Raw genomic sequence first — 17,754 nt, 5'->3', positions numbered from 1 at the left:
TCGGCCGCGTCACGTCGTGACCGACAGCGTGACGTTGCCGGTGCACGCGGTGACCGATCCTGGGCAAATGGCGCCTCGGTGTGGTGATTCACCCCCATGCTCGCCGGATAGCGGGTTACTGTCTCGGGTGGCGTAGTGAACTGACACTGGGAGGATATGGATGAGCGCCTATCAAACCGTGGTGGTCGGCACGGACGGCTCGGATTCGTCGTTGCGTGCGGTGGATCGTGCCGGTCAGATCGCCGCTGGGTCGGGCGCGAAGCTCGTCGTCGCGACCGCCTACTTCCCGCAGAGCGAGGACCAGCGCGCCGCCGACGTGCTCAAGGACGAGGGCTACAAGATGTCGGGCAACGCCCCGATCTACGCGATCCTGCGGGAGGCCCGCGATCGCGCGAAGGCGGCCGGTGCCGAGAACATCGAGGAGAAGGCCGTGGTCGGCGCGCCGGTCGACGCGCTCGTCGACCTCGTCGAAGAGCTGGGCGCTGATCTGCTGGTGGTCGGCAACGTCGGTCTCAGCACCATCGCCGGACGTCTGTTGGGATCGGTTCCCGCGAACGTGGCGCGTCGGTCGAAGTCCGACGTGCTGATCGTGCACACGTCCTGAGAGACCGCAGAACGGAGAAACCCTGGGCCGGCATGCCGACCCAGGGTTTTTCACGTCAGCGTGCGGTCAGGTGGCGGACGCCTTCGCGATCGCGGTGATCGCGGCGTCCAGCGTCGCGTTGAACTGGGCGTCGCTCTGCTGGGCCGTCAGACCCTCGGTGAGCGCACGCGAGAAGCTCGCGATCACACCGTGGTTCGCCGCCAGCTTGTCGCAGGCCTCGTCGCGGTCGTAGCCGCCGGACAACGCCACCACCCGCAGCACCTTCGGGTGCTCGACGAGGTCGCGGTACAGGTTGTCGACGCTGGGCAGCGTCAGCTTGAGCATCACGGCCTGACCGTCGTCGAGCCGGTCCAGAGCCTGCAGCAGCGCCGCTTTGAGCTGGTCCTCGGCCTCGGCCTTCTGGGGGCTGTGGATGTCGACCTCGGGCTCGATGATCGGCACCAGACCGGCGGCCAGGATCTGCCTGCCGATCTCGAACTGCTGGTCGACCACGGCCTGCAGTCCGGCGCCCGGCGCCTTGACGACCGACCGCATCTTGGTGCCGAAGACACCCTTGTCGCGGGCGCGGGCCAGCAGATCGTCGAGGCTGGGAATCGGCTTCATGACCTGGGCGCCGTCCTTCTCGTCGGCGAGGCCCTTGTCGACCTTCAGGAACGGCACGACGTGCTTGACGTTCCACAGGTAGTCAGCGGTCGGACGTCCGTCGATGTCCCGGTCCATCGTGTCCTCGAACAGGATCGCGCCCAGCACGCGGTCGCCGTCGAAACTCGGGCTCGCGATGATGCGGGTCCGCATCTCGTGCACCAGGTCGAACATCTGGTCGTCGCCGGAGTAGGAGTCCTCGGCGATGCCGTAGAGCTTCAAGGCCTTGGGGGTGCTGCCACCGCTCTGGTCGAGCGCGGCGATGAAGCCGGTGCCACGTTGTACCTTGTCGAATTGATCGGTGTTCATGTTCCCTTCCTGATGATCCCCGGCAAGAGCGCGCTCACCAACCGCGCTCACGCCACTCGTCCAGGTGTGGACGTTCGGCTCCGAGGGTGGTGTCGTCGCCGTGTCCTGGATACACGACGGTCTGATCCGCGAAGGCGTCGAACACCCGCCTGGACACGTCGCCCAGCAGTTGCTCGAAGTCGCCTTCCCTCCAGGTCTTACCGACGCCGCCGGGGAACAGGCAGTCGCCGGTGAACAGGTGCACGCGCTCCTCCCCGTCGTCCCCGCTGTCCGCGCCGCGGAGTGCGAGCGCCACCGAGCCGGGGGTGTGCCCGCGCAGATGGATCACGTCGAAGTGCAGGTCGCCGATGTCGACGCTGTCGCCGTCGGCGAGCAGTCTGTCCGGCCTGACCGGCAGCGGATCGGCATCGAGGCGGTGCGCCGCGGTGGTGGCCCCGGTCGCGTCGACCACCTGCTCGAGCGCCAGCCAGTGGTCCTGGTGTTGATGGCTGGTCACGATCAGCGACAGCGTGGGCGCGTACCGGTCGAGCAGTTCGAGCAGGATCGGCGCGTCGTTGGCCGCGTCGATGAGCACCGTCTCACCGGTGCGGGAACAGGTCACCAGGTAGGCGTTGTTGTCCATGGGGCCCACCGACACCTTGACGATCGATGCGCCGGGCAGTGTGCGTCGCGCCGCCGTGCGCGGCTCGACGTGGCCGGTGTAGTTGTCGTCGACGACGGTCATGGTGACTCACGTTACTTCCCCTCGCGGGGCCTCCGCCGCCACCGCGGATGAAAGCTGTCGGTGGGTCGACCTAGCATGGGTCTGTACTGCGCCCGTAGGGCGCATCGGGCACGACGGGAAAGGACATCGTGGCTGACCGCCTAGTTGTCAAAGGTGCCCGGGAGCACAATCTGCGTGGCGTCGATCTGGACCTTCCGCGCGACGCGATGATCGTGTTCACCGGGCTGTCGGGCTCCGGCAAGTCGTCTTTGGCGTTCGACACCATCTTCGCCGAGGGGCAGCGACGCTACGTGGAGTCGCTGTCGGCCTACGCGCGCCAGTTCCTCGGCCAGATGGACAAGCCGGACGTCGACTTCATCGAGGGGTTGTCGCCCGCGGTGTCGATCGACCAGAAGTCGACCAACCGCAATCCGCGGTCGACCGTGGGCACCATCACCGAGGTCTACGACTACCTCCGTCTGCTGTACGCCCGCGCAGGCACCCCGCACTGTCCCGTCTGCGGGGAGCGCATCGCCCGTCAGACGCCGCAGCAGATCGTCGACCAGGTGCTCGCGATGGACGAGGGGCTCCGGTTCCAGGTTCTCGCGCCCGTGGTGCGCACCCGCAAGGGTGAGTTCGTCGACCTCTTCGACAAGCTGAACACCCAGGGCTACAGCCGCGTACGCGTCGACGGTGTGGTGCACTCGCTGACCGACCCGCCGAAGCTGAAGAAGCAGGAGAAGCACGACATCGAGGTCGTGGTCGACCGCCTGACCGTGAAGGCGTCGGCCAAGCAGCGGCTCACCGATTCGGTCGAGACCGCGCTGAACCTCGCCGACGGCATCGTGGTGCTCGAGTTCGTCGACCGTGAGGACGACCACCCGCACCGTGAGCAGCGGTTCTCCGAGAAGCTGGCCTGCCCCAACGGCCATCCGCTGGCTGTCGACGACCTGGAGCCGCGGTCGTTCTCGTTCAACTCCCCGTACGGCGCCTGCCCGGAGTGCACCGGGCTGGGCATCCGCAAGGAGGTCGATCCGGACCTCGTGGTGCCGGATCCGGACCTGACGCTGGCCGAGGGCGCGATCGCCCCCTGGGCGATGGGGCACACCGCCGAGTACTTCACCCGGATGCTCGCCGGCCTCGGCGATCAGTTGGGGTTCGATGTGAACACCCCGTGGAAGAAGCTTCCGGCCAAGGCGCGCAAGGCGATTCTCGAAGGCTGCGACGAGCAGGTGCACGTGCGGTACAAGAACCGTTACGGGCGCACCCGGTCCTACTACGCCGACTTCGAGGGCGTGATGGCGTTCCTGCAGCGCCGCATGGAGCAGACCGACTCCGAGCAGATGAAGGAGCGCCTCGAGGGCTTCATGCGGGACGTGCCGTGCCCCGAGTGCAACGGCACCCGTCTCAAGCCCGAGATCCTCGCGGTGACGATGACCGCGGGCAGCTTCGGCGCGAAGTCGATCGCCGAAGTGGCCGAGCTGTCGATCGCCGACTGCGCCGACTTCCTCAACGCGCTCACGCTGGGCACCCGGGAGGCCGCGATCGCGGGCCAGGTGCTCAAGGAGATCCAGTCCCGGCTGGGGTTCCTGCTCGACGTCGGGCTCGACTACCTGTCGCTGTCGCGGGCGGCGGGGACGCTCAGTGGCGGTGAGGCGCAACGCATCCGGCTGGCCACCCAGATCGGGTCGGGCCTGGTCGGCGTGCTCTACGTGCTCGACGAACCGTCGATCGGGCTGCACCAGCGGGACAACCGCCGGCTGATCGACACGCTGGTGCGGTTGCGGGATCTCGGCAACACGCTGATCGTCGTCGAACACGACCTCGACACGATCGCCCACGCCGACTGGGTCGTCGACATCGGCCCCGCCGCGGGGGAGCACGGCGGCCAGATCGTGCACAGCGGCACATACCAGGATCTGCTGAAGAACCCGGAGTCGATCACCGGTGCTTACCTGTCGGGCAAGGAGGAGATCGAGGTCCCGGAGATGCGGCGGGTCCCCGACAGGAAACGTCAGCTCACCGTCGTCGGTGCGCGCGAACACAACCTGCGCGAGATCGACGTCGCGTTCCCGCTCGGGGTGCTGACCTCGGTGACGGGTGTGTCCGGTTCGGGCAAGTCGACGCTGGTCAACGACATCCTGGCCTCGGTGCTGGCCAACAAGCTCAACGGTGCCCGGCTGGTGCCCGGTCGGCACACCCGCGTCAACGGCCTGGACCACCTGGACAAGCTTGTCCGGGTCGACCAGTCGCCGATCGGCCGGACCCCGCGGTCCAACCCGGCGACCTACACCGGGGTGTTCGACAAGATCCGGACGTTGTTCGCCGCGACGACGGAGGCCAAGGTCCGCGGCTACCAGCCGGGCCGTTTCTCGTTCAACGTCAAGGGCGGTCGCTGCGAGGCGTGCTCGGGCGACGGCACCATCAAGATCGAGATGAACTTCCTGCCGGACGTGTACGTGCCGTGCGAGGTGTGCCAGGGCGCGCGCTACAACCGCGAGACGCTGGAGGTGCACTACAAAGGCAAGACCATCGCCGAGGTGCTCGACATGTCGATCGAGGAGGCCGCCGAGTTCTTCGCGCCGATCAGCTCGATCCACCGTTACCTCAAGACGCTGGTGGACGTCGGACTCGGGTACGTCCGGCTCGGCCAGCCGGCGCCGACGCTGTCCGGCGGCGAGGCGCAGCGGGTGAAGCTGGCCTCGGAACTACAGAAGCGGTCGACAGGCCGGACCATCTACATCCTCGACGAGCCCACCACGGGGCTGCACTTCGAGGACATCCGCAAACTGCTGACGGTCATCAACGGCCTTGTGGACAAAGGCAATACGGTCATCGTGATCGAGCACAACCTCGACGTCATCAAGACCTCCGACTGGATCGTCGACATGGGGCCCGAAGGTGGTTCGGGGGGCGGGACCGTGGTGGCCACCGGCACCCCCGAGGACGTGGCCGCCGACCCGGCCAGCTACACGGGCCACTTCCTCGCCGAGACGCTCGGCGTGCAACGGGCCAGGCCGAAGACCCGCAGCCGCCGCAAGGTCAGCGCCTGAGTGCCGCGGGCGCCGCGCCGGTTCACGAGGCGCCCCTGCTCAGCGGTGAGGGGAACCTCGGATTGACCCGAACGCCGTCGAGCCATGCCGTCAACTCGTCGGCGCGCGCCTCGAGCGCAGACGCCGCCCGACGGCCCACCTTCTCGAGCAGAGCCAGCTCCACCCGGCCGGCCGCGTCCTGACGCCAGGCGCCGACGACCCGGCCGTCGACCCACACGGTCGGGCCGGCGTTGCCGTTGCGATCGAACACCTCGGCCCGGTGCGGAGCCACGTACCAGTCCCGGTCGAACCACCCCATCGTCGTGGGGTCCAGCGACGGCAGCAGCGCGCACCACGGCTCGGGATCTGGATCGTCTTCGTCGTCGGGCAGTACATACCCGGGCGCTCCGTCGAGCTGCACTTCTTCGGCATCGATGGCGGACAACGCTTTTCGGGCCCACGTCAGGGTGGCCCCGAACCACCACTTGACATCGGTGAGAGTCGCTGGACCGAACGTGGCCAGCCAGCGGCGCAGCAGCACGGCGCTGGCGGCGTCGGCGTCGGCGTCGGCGGTCTCGATGGGCGGTAGCCAGTCGCCGGCGGCCACCCACCGCGGCCGTGACGTGATCCAGCCGCCGTCGTTCGGGCCGCGCACGATGTCGCCGCGCGCCGAGAGCACCGTCAGCACCCTCGGTGCGAGATGGCTCGCCCCGCCCCAGGTCTTCCCCGGGGCCGGATCGTAGGTGCCGTGCAGTTCCGGCAACGCCTCCCGGAGTTCACGGGCGCTGCACGGACCCGAGCCGCGCAGGTGGCGCAGCGCGGCGTCGCGCGCGTTGGCCAGCCAGGCCAGCCCGTCGGCCGCCACCCCGGCGCGTTCCACATCGGCGGCGAGCCGCCGGGTCTCGTTGGCCGCCACGCGGTCGCTGGCCGCTGCCTGCACGGCGGGCATGTCCGTCGGCCGCACCACCCACAGCGTCCTGCGCATGGCCAGATGTTTGACCACAGTGCGGTCCCGGTAGAGCGCAGCGTCGAGGTCCGCTGCCGTGAAGTCGGGCAGCCGCGCCCACAGCGACAGGTACGGCGTCACCGGATCTGTGGCATGCAGTGCGACGAGGCGTCCGGTGACGTCGGCCACCGAAGCGGACATGGCGGCAGGGCTCAGAACGTGGCGGCGCGCGAGGCGCGCACGGCGCTGCTCAACGGTGAAGGTGCGCATCGTCTCCCGACCGTAGCCAAAGTTGGGATCGGTAGCGCCGGTCCCCGTCTTGACTTCCTCGCAGACGACGCCACCGAGGCGGAGTACGACGAAGGGAAGCAAACGATGAAGCGAGTTGCCGCAAGTGTGATCGGCCTGGCCGCGGGCGCCGCCATGCTGGTGGGCTGCTCCGGCGACAAGGACGCGGCCCCGAGCTCCGGCACCCAGAGCTCGCAGGCCACCACCGCGCAGGCCAGCACCGGAGGCACGACCGAGGTGAAGGTCGACGGCGCGGACCTGGCCGGTCTGGACCTGAACTCGGTCACCTGCGTCAAGCAGGGCGGCAAGATCAACGTCGCCAGCGGCGCGATCGGCGGCCAGCAGGGGCTGGGCATCGTGATGACCGATGCGGCGCCGCCGGTCGTCGAGTCGCTCGGCATGGTGGTCGACGGCAACGCGCTGGCGGTCGCCAACGCGATGGGCGCCAAGAGCGGTTCGGCGGACGTCAAGGTCGACGGCGAGCGGTACACGATCACCGGCGAGGCCGTGGGCGCCGACATGAGCAACCCGATGGCCGGCATGATCACCAAGCCGTTCACCGTGACCGTGACCTGCAGCTGAACCATGCCCGGCAGGGGAGCGGCGGGCGCCCCCGACGCGTCCGCCGCTCCCTATGATGACGCGGTGACGATCGAGCAGGACCTCGACCGGGCTCGTCACCTGGCGTTCGCGGCCGATGAGGGCGCCGCGAAGGATCTGCTGCTGTCGCTGATGCCGCAGATCGAACAGGCCGACCGCGACGATCTGATGCTCGAGGTGTACGCGCAGCTCGGCGAGATCTACCTGATCAGAACGGCATACGACGGGGTGACCGAATGCCTGACCCGGATGCGCGACTGCCTGCGCCATTACCCGACGCCCGCGGACGCGCAGGTAGCCCACATGGTCCGGCGATACAGCCGGCGGGTGCTGTTCCTGCAGACCGGGCTGGCCGCGGCGCACGGCGATCACGAATCCGCCGCGCTGTCGCTGCAGGCGCTGACCGCCGACGCCGGCATAGTCGCCGACCTGCGCGCCGAACACGACTACCTCATCACCCATGCCCGCATCCTGTGCGCGGTCGCGCTGTGCGACGACGACCTCCATGTGCAGTCTCTGCCGCTGTGGCAGGAGGTGCTCGACGTGATCTCCGGCCCCGGTGACGGCACGCTGTACTCCGACGCCCTGCTGGTGCTCGGCGGCACGGGGTACGGCCGATTCTGCGTGGAGACCGGACGCCTGACCGAGGCCGAGCCGTGGCTTCGGCGGGCGGGCGCGCGGGCAGGTGCGCGCAGTTGGCGCCTTGCGACGGCACGCGCACAGTTGGAGCGGGCGACAGCGGCATGGGCCGCGGGAGACCGGCCGCTGGCACAGGATCTCGTCCACGAGGCGTACCCGGCCATCGCCGAGCACGCCCGCGCCCACGACGTGTCGCGCTGCTGGCTCTATTTCGGTCTGCTCAGCATCTCCGTGGGCGCCTACGACGACGCCGACGAACGGCTCGGCCACGCCGAACGGCATTGGCGCGAACTCGGCCGCCCCCTGCACATCCACCGAATCCTGCTGCAGCGCAGCTGGGTCGACATCTTCCGCGGAGACTTCGCCGCAGCCACCGAGCGGGTGAACGCGGCCCGGGAACTGCTCGACGACTGGCCGCGGCACAGCTGGCTGCAGTACGCCCGGCTCGACGACCATCTCGGCTCACTGCTGCGCGCCCAGGCGCTCGCCGACCCGGCCGCCGCGGGCGACGCGTTCGCCCGCGCCGCGGAGCTGAAGATCCCCGCGGCCCTGGCCGTCGACTCGGTGCGGTACACGCTCGCCGACGCCGACGCCCGGATGCGCTGGGCCACGCACGTCTCCGCGCGGATGCTCGCAGGCGCCTTCGCCGTGGCCTGGGAGTCGGGCAACACCGAGCTGCTCAGCGAGTTGATCGAATACCACTGCGCGCGAGGCACCTTCACCGCACCGGAGGGCGAGACGGCCGCCTGGGCCGACACCGCGACCGCGGCGGTCCCCGTCGACGAGGCCGACGAGTACGCGCTGGTGGCGTCGGGTCACGGCGCGGTGGGCGCGGGGCCGCTCGCCCGGCTGGGCGCCTTGCCGCCGCTGCGGATGGAACCCGACGGCGCACCGGTGCTGAGCCGGTACCGCGAACTCGCGTTCGCCCGCTACGGGCGGCAGGTGACCGCCGGGGACGACGAGTGGTCCACATGGCCATGACGGGCGGCCCCACGCTGGTGCTCCGCTACGCCGACGTCGGCGTCGCGACCTACGGCAGTCTGCGCGTCGTCGGACGCCGGGACACCACCGTCACGTGGGTGATCGAGGAGTCGGCGATGGCCGCGGTGCACGAGCTCCTGGCTGACGCGCTGCCCGACCCTCGCGCCGGCGAGAGCGTCCTCGACGCCGTCCAACGAGCCGTCGCCGCAGGCTCATTCGCGACCCCGGCCGCAGAGCGACATCTCGCCGGGGTGCTCGGCGAGGCGCTGCTTTCCGACGCGGCGTGGCGGCTGCTGGCCGAGCAGGCCACCACGCCGGACGCCGTGGCGTTCGTGGCGCCCACCGCGCGGCTGGCGCAGGTGCCCTGGTCGGTTCTCGCGATGCCCACCGACGGCCGGCGCCTGATCGACGTCATCGACATCCTGTTCGCCGCGCCGCCCAACATCGCCAACGCGCCGCGCCGGCCCGCGCCGTGGCGGAGCGACGAGGCCCCACTGCTGGTCCTCGATCCGCGGGTGCCGGGGCAGCGGCCCGATTCCGCGCTGGGTTCGGTGCTCGGCAGACCGGATCCGGCGACGCCGGTGGCCCGCCACTTCGCCGACATGCTGTCGCACCGTCGGGTGCTGCCGGAGGTCGGGGCGGCCGTGGAGCTGTTCCGCCGGCCGCAGGCCGACCGGGGCTGGCTGGCCGCCCAGTTACGGCGACAGCCGAGCCGGCTGTTGTTCGTCGGCCACGCGTCGGTCGCCGACGGAGACGTCGGGCACGCCGACCGCGCCGCGATCCATCTGGCCGAGCCCGAAGCCCTGACCGCCGCGGAGCTGATGGCGTCCACGCTGCCGATGCCCGCGCGGGTCGCTCTGCTGGCCTGCGCCTCGGGCGGGGACTACCGCTTCGACGAGGCCACCGGCCTGGTGGCCGCGGCGATCCTGGGCGGCGCCGTGCTCGTGACGGCGACGCTGTGGTCGCTTCCCACGACCGCGGGGTACCGGCGATCCTGCGGTGCCGCAGGAGAATCCGCCGATCCGATGGCCGAGGTCGTGATCGCGGTCGACACCGCGCACGAAGCGCTCGAGGCGGGACGGGCCGTCAATGCGTGGCAACGCGCCCAGCTCGCCCGCTGGGGCGCAGGCGACGTCACGGCGAGCCCGCTGTACTGGGCCGCGCTCGCCACCTTCGCCGTGGACGGTGCCCGGTGACCGCTAGCGGCGCGGCACCCGCACGGCGACCGACGTCTCGTCGCCCGGACGGTAGTAGGTGTCGATGATGGCGCCGGGGGTGAAGTCGCCCAGCGCGGACTCGGGGATCAGCGCGATCTCGCGGGCCGCGAACTGGCCGCCGTCGGTCCGGCTGACGATGACGTCGAGCTCGACCTCACGGCAGTCGTCGCTGACTTCGCCGGTGCACCGCAGGCCCACCACCACACCGCGCGACCTGACCATGGCGGAGCTCGGAACGAGCAGAACGGCCGCGGTCCCGGCGGCCAGGAAGCAGAAGAACAGGAGGGTGAGCACGGTCGGCATGCGAACAGGGTCGATGCGCGCCTCGGCTACCGAGCCCAACTTCTATCCTGTTCCGGTGAGCGCGGGCGCCGAGGCGGCTGTGGCCGTGCGGCAGCCGCGCCGTGCGGTGATCGATGCTGCCTGGCGTGCGATCGGCGCGGGGGTGGAGCCGCTCAGTGCCGATGACGGCGCGCCGCTGACCCGCACCGTGAAGCGGATCATCGATCCGCTCGTGCTTCGGCTGCGGGTGAACGCCCGCTACTCCGCGCCCGTCGTGACCGAAGACGTCGCCGCCGAGATGCACCGGGCGATCGTCGAGCAGGCCGGGACGCTCCGGGCGACGGCGTCCTGGTTCGAGGCGCTCAAGCGTGAGCGTCGACGGTTGAAGATCACCCACGGCAACGCCCAGGAGCTGTACTTCCCGGTGTGCTACGAGCTCGCGGTCACCCTCGGACCGGCAGCCAACGCCTGCGACGCCGAACGGGCGCTGCGGGAGGTCCACGCCGACCGGGACCGCACCACCGGCGACCTGCTCACCCTGCATCTGGCCGACCCGGACGTCCTCGCGAACCTGACCGCCCAACTCGTGCGCGCCTGGGCGGACGTCCGTGCCGGCGGCGGGATCGCCGGGCCGTTCCTGTCCGGCCTCGGCGCGCTGCTCGGGGACGCCGAAGGGCACACCGCATCCGTTGCGCGACAACGGGTGTGGTCGGCGTTGGTGGCCGATGAGACGCCGTACAACTTCGGTGCGGCCGCGCACACGGACGGCTCGGTTGTGCCCTGGTCGCTGGTGGACCTCGGGCTGTCGTCCGTCGAGCCGCAACAACGCCCCGAGGTGGTGCGGGAGACGCGTCCGGCCGAGCGGGAGCGTCCGCTGGACCGGACCGTGGTGGACCGGGTGCGCGCGACGCTGCGCCGCGGCATGGATCGTGACGATCTGCCCGACATCGCGCTGCTGTGCGCCGAGGAGGTCGATCGATCCTGCGCACCGTGGGGTCTGCTGGGGGAGGACAAGCAGGCGACGCTCGTCGCGGGCATCGAGGTCGCGACGGATCTCGCGCCGCTGGATCCCGCAGCGCGACCGCGGCATGCGCTGTCGGGTCGCATCCAAGCCCGCTTGCGCAAAGAGGCCTACGTGTTGCACGCCCGGCGCCACCTCGCCGACGGCGCCGCGGTGCACCCTCGGCAGCAGCAGGTCATCGACGAACTCGCGGCGTTTCGCCAGCCGTACCTGAGCCGGTTGTGGGCACGCCTGCACGGCCGGGACGTCTGGCAGGAGCCCTGCACCGACGCCGACGACGTGCGCCGGTTGCTCGACGGTGTCGCCCGCTCGGTGAGCCTGGACCACCGGCAGCGCATCAAGGCGATGCTCGGGGCCGACGGGCCGCCGTCATGAGATTCGCCTACCGGTCGGGTCTGTGGACCACGGGGCCGGACCCGCAGCCGCCGCCGTTGACCGCGGTGCTCGAGGTCTCCGGTGCCGTGCTGGCGCGCACCATCGACGAGCCGTCGGGGCAGACGCAGATCACGCTCACCGATCTGGACCGGGCGGACTGGTTGTGGCGGCTCGTCGGTGCGTCCGGCCACGGCGCGATCGTGGCGGCGCTGCGGGACGGAGACGCCGGCGAGGACGTCGAGATCCCGGATGTCACCGTCGAAACAGGTGCGTTGAGCACCCTGCGGCGGCTGGCGCTGGGCCACTGGTTGCGCCGGTGGTGGCCGGCCAGCCGGCGCGACGGCATCGTGGATCTCGACGCCGCGCTGCTCGACGGTGAGCTGGCCCTGCTGACCGCCGCGGCGCACGAGTTCTTCGACGACGACTCCTTCGACGCCGACGTGGCGGGGCTGGTGCGCCCGCACGGTCCGCGGCTGAATGCCCTTGTCCGTCACCGTGATTCACGTGTCGCCACACTCGCGCGGTCCTGCGTCGAGCTTGCCGAGGACTCCGGCGTGCCGATCGGCGGGCTCGTCGAGGCGGTGGCGCGACGCGACGACTACGCGCTGGCGGCCGGCCCCGGCGACCGACCCGGCATGGGCGCCGCGATCGCCGACGGCCGGTCCTCGGTGGCATGGTCGGCGGTACCGCCGGGGATCTTCGACGCCGCCGAGGACACGGTCCGGTGGCAGGTGGCGCCCGACGTCGACCGGGTCAGCGTCGCCGTCCGCGCCGAGGTGTGGGGCACCGCGTCACCCGCGGGGCTCTCCGTGCGGCTGCGTTCCGGTGCGGTGCACGGAACCGGCACGCTCGACGACGCCGGCGCGGCGACGGTCGCGCTGTTGGAGGGGGATCATCCGCTCACGCTGGACGCGGCGTGGGACCGCGACTGGACCGGGGCCTCGGTGACGGTGGGCGCGGACTTGGCGGAGTCCCGCCCGGCACGCGAGCGGGCTCGCGTGTTCGCGCGGGCGCGGTTGCGCACCCTCGGCGACGACGCGTTCCTGGCCGAGGTGCTGGCCGCCGACGCCGACTACTGAGCGTCGCCCTCGTCGTCGCGCATCGATTGGCGGATCTGCGCGAGCCGTTCGGCGGCCGCGCGTTGGCGGGCGTCGTACTGCTCGGCGGCGGTGCGACCCTCCGGTGTGTCGGATGCCAGTTCGGCAGAGCCGAGCGACGTCGCGTAGCGGTTCTCGATCTTCTCGCGCACCGCGTCGAACGTCGGGACACCGTCGGCGCTGTAGCCGGTGTCGGGTGCGGGGCTGGGGTCCTCCGGCATGGCGTCCACGCTACCGCCGCGCGCTACCGCGCGGCCGCCGTTTCCACCGGCGTCGCATGCGGAGCGGCAGGCAGCGACACCGGCGCGACACCGGGTGTGCCGATCGTGCTCGCCAGCCACGGCAGCGCGGCGGCGAACGCGGCAGAGGCGAACGGCCAGTCGTGGTTGCCGGGTTGGCTCACGACGGCACAGTCGATGCCCGAACGGCTGCCGAGTGAACACAGTGACTCGGCTGCCACCGCCTGGTCGTTGGGCTTCGCCGCGCCGGAGCCCGGCGGCGCGCCGTTGACGTCGAACCACCCCTGGACCCCGCGGTAGGGGCCGTGCCGGGTGATCACCGTCGTCGGATCGAAGGATGCGTAGGCCGCGGTGTCGCCGCCGAAGAGACGGTTGACGGTCTGTGCCCGGTCACCGGAATTCGGCGCCAGATCGCCCGCGATGTCCTCGAACGCGCTGAACATGTCCGGATGCATGACCGCCAGGTCGACCGCGCACGTGCCGCCCATCGACCAGCCGACGATGCCCCAGTTCGCCGGGGCGGCGCTCACCCCGAAGTTCGCCTTCATGAACGGGACCACGTCGCGGGTGAGGTGGTCGGCCGACCGTCCGCGGGTGCCGTTCACGCATTCGGTGTCGTTGTTGAACGCCCCGCCCGGATCGACGAACACGACCACAGGAGCGAAGCCGTGGTGAGCGGCCGCGAAGTCGTCGAGGGTCTTGATCGCGTTGCCGGCGCGCATCCAGTCCGCGGGGGTGTTGAACTCGCCGCCGATCATCATCACGGTCGGCAGCGTCGGCGGCGGATCATCCCCGTACCAGGCCGGCGGCAGGTAGACGAACTCGCCGCGGTGCTTGAATCCGGATGCGGTGCCCGGGATCGTCACGGCGACGACGCTGCCCTTGATCGGGACCGTGTGGTTGCGCTGCATCGCGGCGACGGTCACCTGGTCGGTCTGGTCCGGCAACGGGCCCGCGGTGAGCTGGCTCCACGCGGTCTGCACGGTGGGGAAGTAGCCGGTCCACAAATTCAGCGCCAGCGCCGCGGACAGCGCGCACAGCGGGACCGCGGTGACCGCCACCGCCCGGCGCCACCACTGCGCGTCGCGCCAGCCCGACATCAGCACCGCGACGGCGATGCCCGACAGGGCGATCCACACCCACAGCGTGTGCGGGGCCGGATTGGTGTCGTCGGCGACCCCGGCCGTCTGCGTGTACCAGTACGCCGCGACCGCCAGCATCACGCCGATGAACGCCGACCAGGGCAGCCAGATCAGCCGCCAGCGCCGGGTGCGCCAACCGATCGCGGTCGCCAGCGCGACCACCGCCACCACCTGCACGACGACGGGGAGCCACCCATGCATCAACGACAGGTGGTGGCGCAGGGAAAACGCGAAGTTCCCGATGAAGGTCCCGGACGTCGTCACGGTTCCAGATTGACCGCCCGATCTTGGAGCACGCTGTGAGGTCGCTGCTAACGAGGTTTGGCCAGTGGGAACGGCAGGGTCTCGCGGATGCTGCGGCCGGTGATCATCATCACGACGCGGTCCACGCCCATGCCGAGGCCGCCGGTCGGCGGCATCGCGTACTCCATCGCCTGCAGGAAGTCCTCATCGAGCTCCATCGCCTCCGGATCGCCGCCTGCGGCCAGCAGGGACTGCTCCTGCAGGCGGCGGCGCTGCTCAACCGGATCGGTGAGTTCGCTGTAGGCCGTGCCGAGTTCGACGCCCCAGGCCACCAGGTCCCAGCGTTCGGCCACGCCGGGGATGCTGCGGTGCGGGCGGGTCAACGGCGACACCGAGGTGGGGAAGTCGGTGTAGAACGTCGGCTCCTCGGTGCGGTCCTCGACGAGATGCTCGTACATCTCCAGCACCACCGCGCCCGTATCCCAGTGGGTGAGGTAGGGGATCGCGGCCTTGTCGCACAGCCGGCGCAACGTGGCCAGATCCGTGGTCGGATCGACGTGTTCCCCGAGTGCCCGCGACACGGCGTCGTGCACCGTGGTGACGGTCCAGGGCCCCGAGATGTCGACGGGCTCGAGGGGTCCGGCCGGGTCGTCCCTGGCCGGTCGCAGGAACACCTGCGCACCGTTGGCCGCCTGCGCGGCGTTCTGGATCAGTTCCCGCGCGCCGTCGATCCACACGCGGTAGTCGGCATGGGCCTGATAGGCCTCCAGCAGCGTGAATTCGGGGTTGTGGCTGAAGTCGATGCCCTCATTGCGGAAGGCCCGGCCCAGCTCGAACACGCGCTCGACGCCGCCGACGCACAGCCGCTTGAGATAGAGCTCGGGGGCGATGCGCAGATACAGGTCGAGGTCGTAGGCGTTGATGTGGGTGAGGAACGGACGGGCGTTGGCGCCACCGTGGATCTGTTGCAGGATCGGCGTCTCGACCTCTAGAAAGCCCTTACCGACCAGGGTTTCGCGGATCGAGTGCAGCACCGCGCTGCGCGCCCGGATCAGGTCGCGCGCCTCGATGTTGACGGCCAGGTCGATGTAGCGGGCGCGGACCCGGGCCTCCTGATCGGTCATGCCCTTCCACTTGTCGGGCAGGGGTCGCAGGCACTTGCCGATCAAGCGCCACTGCCGCACCAGGATCGACCAGGCACCGGACCGGCTGCGGCCCATCGCGCCGGTCACCTCGATCAGGTCGCCGAGATCGATGGCCCGGGTGAAGTCGGCGGTGCTGCCCGCCTCCAGGAGCGAATTGTCCAGCAGCAGTTGCGCTTCGCCGGACCAGTCGCGCAGCGCCACGAACAGCACGCCGCCGTAGTCGCGCAGCCGCAGGACCCGGCCGGCGACCGTCACCGCGGTGCCGTCGGCGCAGTCGAGCGCCTGCGCGACGGTGTGGCTCGGCGGGCTGCCCACCGGATAGGCGTCGACACCCTCGCCCTGCAGTGCCTTGAGCTTGGCCATCCGGACGCGAACCTGTTCGGGCAGCCGCGACCGGGTGTCGTCGGCCGGCAGGTCGGCCTGCAGCGAGTTCAGGTCCGGCGCCGTCCCGTCGCTGTGCAGCAGGCCGGTGGCCACGAGCGTGCCGGGGGCGGCGATGTGGTGGCCGGTGTGCGGTTGGTCGTGGCGCCGCGAGAACGGCAGCACCAGAAAGCCTTCGGCGATCACCGAGGCCACCCCGACTCGGGGGACCAGCCGCGCGTCTTCGTAGCAGGCGTACCGCGGCACCCACTGCGGCTGGTACTTCATGTTCGACCGGTACAGCGTCTCGAGCTGCCACCACCGCGAGAAGAACACCAGCAGCCCGCGCCACAGCCGGGCGACCGGGCCCGCGCCGAGTTGGGCGCCCTGTTCGAAGGCCGACCGGAACATGGCGAAGTTCAGCGAGATCCGGGTGACGCTGATGTCCTCGGCCTGCAAGCACAGCTCGCTGACCATCAATTCGATGGTGCCGTTGGGGGATTGGGGCGCCCGCCGCATCAGGTCCAGCGACACCCCGGTGGATCCCCACGGAACCAGGGAGAGCATCGCGACGACCGTGTCGTCGCCGCCCTGCACCGCTTCGACCAACAGACAGTCGCCGTCGGCCGCGTCGCCCAGCCGGCCCAGCGCCATCGAGAATCCGCGTTCGTCCGCGGTGTCGCGCCACGTGTCGGCGCGCTCGATCGCGGCGGCCATCTCGTCGGCGGACAGGTCGCGGTGACGCCGCATCCGGACGGTGACACCCGCGCGCCGGGCCCGCGTGACGGCCTGACGCACGGCGCGCATGTCCGGGCCGGACAGCCGGAAGGTGTCGGGATGCAGAATCGCCTCGTCGCCGAGTTGCAGCGCATTGAGCCCGGCCTCGCGGAAGGCCTGGGCCGCGGCCGAACTGGCTCCCATCACACCCGGCGCCCAGCCGTAGCTCTGGCACAGCTCCAGCCAGGCCGCGATCGCCTGCGGCCACGCCTTCGGATCGCCGACCGGATCACCGCTGGCCAGGCATACCCCGACCTCGACGCGGTAGGTGATGGCCGCCCGACCGTTGGGAGCGAAGACCACCGCCTTGTCGCGGCGGGTGGCGAAGTAGCCCAGCGAGTCGTTCTTGCCGTACACCTCGAGCAGCCCGCGAATGGCCGACTCGTCCTCCCCGGTGAGCGCGTTGTCCGCGCGCTGCGACTGGAACAGCACGACGGCGGCGACCATGAGGGCCAGCGCGCCGAATAGTCCGAGCAACGCGTTGACGAACACGTGGGGATGGCCGGAGAACGTGTCGGCGTCCGCACCTGCGAAGGCACTGACCCGGTTCAGCGCGTAGAAGAACCGGTCTGGTTGGGCGAGCGAGCCGGGGAAGACCTCCAGCAGCGCCCACCCGATCAGCGTGCCGACCGCCATCCCCGCTGCCAGCACGAGCGCCGCTTTGAGCAGGGCGCCGTGGCGGACCTTGGCCCAGAACTGTCCGCGCGCCAGCAGCAGGCACACGATTGCGGCGAGGTGGAACGCCAGGCCCACCATCTCGCCGACTTCCTGGAACCATCGCTCGCCCCGCTCGGCGGCGCCGGCGACGTTCCAGGCCACCGCGGCCACCATGTAGCCGATCAGGATCCACCAGGCGATGCGCTTGCGTGCGGCCAGGGCGGCGGCCAGCAATGCCAGCACGAACGCCCAGGCGAAGCTCGTGTCGGGGAAGTTGAAGATGTAGTCGTTGACGAACTCGCGCGGGACCTTGATCACGTATCGGATCAACGGCGAGATGCTGGCCAGCAGCGACAGGGTCGCGATGATGCCGACGATCCAGCCGGCCGCCGCAGGCACCCATCGGTAGGACGATGCCGGACGTGCCCTCGCGATGCCCGTTGAGGTCATAGGCC

The 17,754-nt window shown here is 70.5% G+C and carries 14 protein-coding genes; 7 read left to right on the top strand and 7 right to left on the bottom strand.

Annotated features, from left to right (window positions below; all coding sequences use genetic code 11):
- Positions 1–160 precede the first annotated feature (160 nt).
- Complete coding sequence (locus tag G6N45_RS19030; RefSeq protein ID WP_057146316.1) at positions 161–604, top strand: universal stress protein; 444 nt, start codon at positions 161–163, stop codon at positions 602–604.
- Between the two features lie 66 nt (positions 605–670).
- Here the strand turns inward: G6N45_RS19030 and G6N45_RS19025 are convergent, their stop codons facing one another.
- The gene (locus G6N45_RS19025; RefSeq protein WP_163723640.1) at positions 671–1,555 is read right to left on the bottom strand and encodes a fructose bisphosphate aldolase; all 885 of its coding nucleotides are present in this window, start codon (positions 1,553–1,555) and stop codon (positions 671–673) included.
- 34 nt (positions 1,556–1,589) lie between these two features.
- Complete coding sequence (locus G6N45_RS19020; protein ID WP_163723639.1) at positions 1,590–2,279, bottom strand: MBL fold metallo-hydrolase; 690 nt, start codon at positions 2,277–2,279, stop codon at positions 1,590–1,592.
- A gap of 128 nt (positions 2,280–2,407) precedes the next feature.
- Between G6N45_RS19020 and uvrA the strand changes: the two genes are divergently transcribed.
- A complete protein-coding gene (gene uvrA, locus G6N45_RS19015) occupies positions 2,408–5,311 on the top strand; it encodes an excinuclease ABC subunit UvrA (RefSeq protein WP_163723638.1) in 2,904 nt (967 codons plus the stop codon).
- Positions 5,312–5,333: 22 nt separating this feature from the next.
- Here uvrA and G6N45_RS19010 read toward each other — a convergent pair whose 3' ends face one another.
- Positions 5,334–6,506 carry a winged helix DNA-binding domain-containing protein gene (locus G6N45_RS19010; protein WP_163723637.1) on the bottom strand — a complete coding sequence of 391 codons (1,173 nt, stop codon included), beginning with the start codon at positions 6,504–6,506 and terminating at the stop codon, positions 5,334–5,336.
- A gap of 105 nt (positions 6,507–6,611) precedes the next feature.
- Between G6N45_RS19010 and G6N45_RS19005 the strand changes: the two genes are divergently transcribed.
- The 3 genes from G6N45_RS19005 to G6N45_RS18995 all read left to right on the top strand — a co-directional run bounded on the left by G6N45_RS19005 (position 6,612) and on the right by G6N45_RS18995 (position 9,940).
- Entirely contained in the window at positions 6,612–7,106 is a 495-nt protein-coding gene (locus tag G6N45_RS19005) for a lipoprotein LpqH (protein WP_163723636.1), read from the top strand.
- Positions 7,107–7,169: 63 nt separating this feature from the next.
- On the top strand, positions 7,170–8,744 hold the full coding sequence (locus G6N45_RS19000) for a hypothetical protein (RefSeq protein WP_163723635.1): 1,575 nt from the start codon (positions 7,170–7,172) through the stop codon (positions 8,742–8,744).
- Entirely contained in the window at positions 8,741–9,940 is a 1,200-nt protein-coding gene (locus G6N45_RS18995) for a CHAT domain-containing protein (RefSeq protein ID WP_163728705.1), read from the top strand. The genes G6N45_RS19000 and G6N45_RS18995 overlap by 4 nt, the downstream gene beginning before the upstream one ends.
- Before the next feature lie 3 nt (positions 9,941–9,943).
- On the opposite strand, the gene G6N45_RS18990 is transcribed toward G6N45_RS18995, so the two are convergent.
- Positions 9,944–10,264: a hypothetical protein gene (locus G6N45_RS18990; RefSeq protein WP_163723634.1), complete on the bottom strand. Its 321-nt coding sequence runs from the start codon at positions 10,262–10,264 to the stop codon at positions 9,944–9,946.
- Positions 10,265–10,277: 13 nt separating this feature from the next.
- Here G6N45_RS18990 and G6N45_RS18985 point away from each other — a divergent pair, with 13 nt between their 5' ends.
- Together G6N45_RS18985 and G6N45_RS18980 are read left to right on the top strand one after the other, a co-directional pair.
- Complete coding sequence (locus G6N45_RS18985; protein WP_170312457.1) at positions 10,278–11,639, top strand: hypothetical protein; 1,362 nt, start codon at positions 10,278–10,280, stop codon at positions 11,637–11,639.
- A complete protein-coding gene (locus G6N45_RS18980) occupies positions 11,636–12,718 on the top strand; it encodes a hypothetical protein (protein WP_163723632.1) in 1,083 nt (360 codons plus the stop codon). The genes G6N45_RS18985 and G6N45_RS18980 overlap by 4 nt, the downstream gene beginning before the upstream one ends.
- Here G6N45_RS18980 and G6N45_RS18975 read toward each other — a convergent pair.
- The 3 genes from G6N45_RS18975 to lysX all read right to left on the bottom strand — a co-directional run bounded on the left by G6N45_RS18975 (position 12,712) and on the right by lysX (position 17,749).
- Entirely contained in the window at positions 12,712–12,957 is a 246-nt protein-coding gene (locus tag G6N45_RS18975) for a hypothetical protein (protein ID WP_163723631.1), read from the bottom strand. The two genes, G6N45_RS18980 and G6N45_RS18975, sit on opposite strands and share 7 nt — an antisense overlap.
- Positions 12,958–12,980: 23 nt before the next feature.
- On the bottom strand, positions 12,981–14,318 hold the full coding sequence (locus G6N45_RS18970; RefSeq protein ID WP_163728702.1) for an alpha/beta hydrolase: 1,338 nt from the start codon (positions 14,316–14,318) through the stop codon (positions 12,981–12,983).
- 110 nt (positions 14,319–14,428) lie between these two features.
- Positions 14,429–17,749, bottom strand: coding sequence for a bifunctional lysylphosphatidylglycerol synthetase/lysine--tRNA ligase LysX (gene lysX / locus G6N45_RS18965; RefSeq protein ID WP_163723630.1), 3,321 nt, complete (start codon positions 17,747–17,749; stop codon positions 14,429–14,431).
- Positions 17,750–17,754: the final 5 nt, after the last annotated feature.

Origin of the sequence: Mycolicibacterium psychrotolerans (assembly GCF_010729305.1) — a bacterium.
Taxonomy (GTDB): Bacteria; Actinomycetota; Actinomycetes; order Mycobacteriales; family Mycobacteriaceae; genus Mycobacterium; species Mycobacterium psychrotolerans.
This window is presented reverse-complemented; position numbering and strand designations above follow the sequence as displayed.